The sequence below is a fragment of the Nocardioides sp. genome, assembly GCF_035547795.1.
Lineage (GTDB): Bacteria > Actinomycetota > Actinomycetes > Propionibacteriales > Nocardioidaceae > Nocardioides.
Genome location: NZ_DASZUF010000132.1, coordinates 1 through 4,074, shown reverse-complemented (window position 1 = coordinate 4,074; position 4,074 = coordinate 1). Strand labels below are relative to the sequence as shown.

Genomic DNA, 4,074 nt, shown 5'->3' with positions numbered 1-4,074 from the left:
CGTACACCTCCGAGTCCACCGCCTCCGTCGACACCCCGAGCCGCCCGGCGACCATCGCCCCGGCCCGCGCCACCGGCCGCCGCAAGGAGGCCGTCGCCCGTGTCCGCATCGTCCCGGGCACCGGCCAGTGGACGATCAACGGCCGCTCCTTCGAGGACTACTTCCCCAACGCGCTGCACCGCCAGATCGCGACCGAGCCATTCGCCGCGCTGCAGCTCGAGGGTCGCTTCGACGTCATCGCCCGCATCCACGGCGGCGGCATCGCCGGCCAGGCCGGCGCGCTGCGCCTGGGCGTGGCCCGCTCGCTGAACGACGTCGACGTCGAGGCCTACCGCCCGGTCCTGAAGAAGGCGGGTCTGCTCACCCGCGACGCCCGCGTCGTGGAGCGCAAGAAGGCCGGGCTGAAGAAGGCCCGCAAGGCCAGCCAGTTCAGCAAGCGCTGATCGCGTCACCTGCACGGCATGCGCCTTTTCGGCACGGACGGGGTCCGGGGCCTGGCGAACGGTGAGACCCTCACCGCGTCGCTGGCCCTGGACCTCGCCGTTTCAGCGGCCCAGGTCCTGATCCGGCACGACGACTTCGCCAGCCGCCACGAGAGCGGTCGCCCGCTCGCGGTCGTGGGTCGTGACCCGCGGATCAGCGGTCAGTTCCTGCAGGCGGCCGTGATGGCCGGCCTCGCCTCCGCCGGCGTCGACGTGCTCGACCTCGGTGTGATCCCCACGCCCGGGATCGCCTACCTGACCGACGCGCTGGACGCCGACCTCGGCGTGGTCATCACCGCCTCGCACAACCCGATGCCCGACAACGGCATCAAGTTCCTGCAGCGCGGTGGGGTGAAGCTGGACGACGTACTCGAGGACGAGATCGAGGCGCGGCTCGGCCAGCCGTGGGAGCGGCCCACCGGTGCCGCGCTCGGCCGGATCAGCAGCGCGTCCGACGCCCTGGAGCGGTACGTCGGGCACCTGACCGGCACCCTGCGCAAGCCGCTGGCCGGGCTGACGGTCGTGGTCGACTGCGCCCAGGGCGCCTCGTCGGCCTCGGCGCCGCTCGCGCTGGAGAACGCCGGCGCCAGCGTCATCGCCATCCACCACGCGCCGACCGGCCTGGACATCAACGACCACTGCGGCGCCACCCACACCGAGGCGCTGCAGCGCGCGGTCGTCGAGCACGGCGCCGACTGCGGCTTCGCGTTCGACGGCGACGCCGACCGGTGCATCGGCGTGGACCACGAGGGCACCGTCGTCGACGGCGACCAGCTCATCGCCATCATGGCGCTGGCGCTGCAGGAGCAGGGCCGGCTGGTCGACGACACCGTGGTCGTCACCGTGATGAGCAACCTCGGCTTCCTGCGCGCCATGCAGGAGCACGGGATCACCGTGCGGCAGACCGCGGTGGGGGATCGCTATGTGCTGGAGGACATGCGCGCCGGCCGGTACGTCGTGGGCGGAGAGCAGTCCGGCCACATCATCCTCAGCGAGTACGCCACCACCGGCGACGGCACCCTGACCGCGCTGCACATCCTCGAGCGGATGGTCGAGACCGGCCGGTCGCTGGCCGATCTGGCCGCGGTGATGAAGCGCTTCCCGCAGGTGCTGCTCAACGTGCCGGGCGTGGACAAGTCGCGCACCGACGACCCCGAGCTGGTGGCGGCCGTCGAGGCCGAGCAGAAGGAGCTCGGCGATGCCGGGCGGATCCTGCTGCGCCCCTCCGGCACCGAGCCGCTGGTGCGGGTCATGGTCGAGGCCGAGACGCAGGAGCGGGCACACGAGGTCGCCGAGCGGCTCGCGGACGTCGTCCGCCGCCGGCTGGCGCTCCGCAGCTGACCCGCTCGGTCAGAGGTCATCGGGAGTCCTGATCCGGAGGCCGGGGACCTGAGCGAAGCCGCGATCGGCCGAGACCAGCGCCGTCAGGTGTGTTCGCCGCATCACGGCGGCGTCCGGGCCTGGCCGGCGTCGTAGGCTGGCGCTCCACTGACGCACTCTCGGGGGTGGCATTGCGGCGAGCAGTCTGGGCGCTCGGCGTGCTGGCGATGCTGTGCGTGCTCGGCACGGCCGCCGCCCTGGTCGTCAAGCCGGACCGACAGTGGCTGCGCGCCTACGGCGTGCGGGCGGCGCTTCCCCATGAGCACTGGAGGCTGGAGCCCGCCACTCGGGCGATCCGGTACGACGAGCAGGCGCTGGTCCGAGCGCCTGCGGTCTACGACGCGGGTTCCTGCCCCTCGGCCGTCACCAGCAGCCGCGCCTTCGTCGGCCTGCTGCCGCCGGTGGCCGGGCCGGTGCCGTCAGCGGTCGCCGGTGCCGCGACGACCTGGGTACGGGCGGTCCAGGGCGGCCTCGGAGCGGCAGTGCGCCCGCACGGCTCGCGGGTGGACCTCGACGTACCGGTGCCGCCGGGGCCGTGCGGTCCGACCACCGCTCACCTGACCGTGGTCGGGCGGGAGACGCCACGCGGTGTGGTCGTGCTGGTGCTCGTCCGTGACGTCGGCGAGCCCGGTGATCTGAGTGCGGCGGAGGCGGACCGCATCGTCGGGTCACTCGCCGAGGATGGGCGTGATGCCGTCAGGTGACTGACCGTCAGGATCCGTCCATGGCGAAGGTAGGATGCCGCGCATGCCGGATGACCGCCCCTGCGTTTGGCCCGTCCCGGAGGGTGCGGCGCTACTTCATGTCGGTCCGCACAAGACCGGCAGCACGGCGATCCAAGACGCGCTCCACCAGGCCCGGGCGGACCTGGCGCTGCAGGGCGTCCGATACGCCAGTTCCGGTCGTCATGACGGACCGGCCGCCCGGTGGCTGACGGGCCGGCTGATTCCCGGGCAGGACCCTGGCCGCGGCGAGCGGATGTGGCGGCAGGTCGTCGAGGCGATGCGCGATGAGCTGTTCCCGCGGACGGTCTTCAGCAGCGAGTTCCTCTCCGACGCGACCGACGAGCATCTCGACACCATCGTCGAGCAGATCGGGGCGGAGCGGCTCCACGTCGTCGTGACGCTGCGGCCGCTCGCCAAGATCCTCCCCAGCCAGTACCAGCAGAGCGTGCATCGGGGGATGACTCACGATTATGCGTTCTGGCTCGATCTCGTGCTCCACGATCGGGAGTCGGAACGCTCGCAGACCTTCTGGCGGCGGCAGCGCCATGACGAGCTCATCCGCCGTTGGGCGGAGCGGGTTGGTATGGACCATGTGGCGGCGATCGTCGCCGACAGCTCGGACTTCACCATGGTGCCGCGCTCCTTCGAGCAGCTTCTCGACCTGGCTCCGGGCACGCTCGTCGATCGCGACGTGATGGTCAACCGGTCCTACACGCTCCCCGAGTTGGAGCTGGTGCGCGGGTTCCATGCGCTGGGCCGAGCCAGTGGACTGTCTGTCGCGCAGCGCCACCGCTTGATCCTGCGCGCAAGCCGCTACGTCAAGGAGAGGGTGCCCGACAAGGGGGAGGCGAAGCTGAGCACGCCCGACTGGGCGGTCGACGAGGCGAATCGGGTCGGTGCGGAGATCCGCGACTACCTGACGGCTTCGGGCATCCAGGTCATCGGTGACCCCTCATCGTTGGCGAACGCTGCCTACGAGCCGTCGATGCCGGATGGCCCGGTCGCGGTGCCCTCCGAGATAGCAGCGCGCTTCTCGGTCGGAATGGCGTTGGCGACGCCGCAGGACCGCGACGAGGATTCGCGCCCCTCCCGGCAGGTGGCGAGTGATGCTCCTGAGCGGGGGACGCGTCGACTTCTGCATCGCCTCCGGCCGGCCCGGTAGAGGAAGGCGCCGGCGACGCTCGACCGAGGCATCGGCGGTCCGGACTGGGCGATAGGGTTCGGGCATGCCCGGGCTTGATGATCTGCTCCTGCCGCCCGGCAGTCGGCTGGTCCACATCGGTCCGCACAAGACCGGCACCACCGCCGTCCAAGCGGCCTTCGACGCCAACCGCGCACGCATCGCCGCGTACGGCGTCCGCTACGCCGGGTCGCGCCGGCAGGCCTACCGGCCGGCGCTGGCCCTGACAGGTCTTCGCGGCCAGCGGGGGTCGGTCATCGAGGCGGGAGCCTGGGAGAGGCTGGTCGCCGAGGTCGAGGGGTACGGC

General features: G+C 71.9%; 4 protein-coding genes and 1 pseudogene. All 5 read left to right on the top strand.

The genetic code is table 11. From position 1 onward, the window contains the following. The coding region (rpsI, locus tag VHA72_RS09045; protein ID WP_325574406.1) for a 30S ribosomal protein S9 at window positions 1–443 on the top strand (443 nt) is incomplete at its 5' end. Between the two features lie 18 nt (window positions 444–461). Next, window positions 462–1,823 (top strand): phosphoglucosamine mutase, encoded by a 1,362-nt coding sequence (gene glmM / locus VHA72_RS09040; protein WP_325574404.1) that lies wholly within the window; start codon window positions 462–464, stop codon window positions 1,821–1,823. 170 nt (window positions 1,824–1,993) lie between these two features. Continuing rightward, window positions 1,994–2,566, top strand: a complete 573-nt coding sequence (locus VHA72_RS09035) for a DUF8017 domain-containing protein (protein ID WP_325574402.1) — start codon at window positions 1,994–1,996, stop codon at window positions 2,564–2,566. 43 nt (window positions 2,567–2,609) lie between these two features. Next, a complete protein-coding gene (locus tag VHA72_RS09030) occupies window positions 2,610–3,749 on the top strand; it encodes a hypothetical protein (protein WP_325574400.1) in 1,140 nt (379 codons plus the stop codon). 64 nt (window positions 3,750–3,813) lie between these two features. After that, window positions 3,814–4,074: pseudogene (locus VHA72_RS09025) on the top strand (hypothetical protein); the annotation flags it as partial.

Coding starts and splice junctions, on each gene's coding strand:
- glmM (WP_325574404.1), top strand. CDS start 462: ATGCGCCTTTTCGGCACGGACGGGGTCCGGGGCCTGGCGAACGGTGAG.
- VHA72_RS09030 (WP_325574400.1), top strand. CDS start 2,610: ATGCCGGATGACCGCCCCTGCGTTTGGCCCGTCCCGGAGGGTGCGGCG.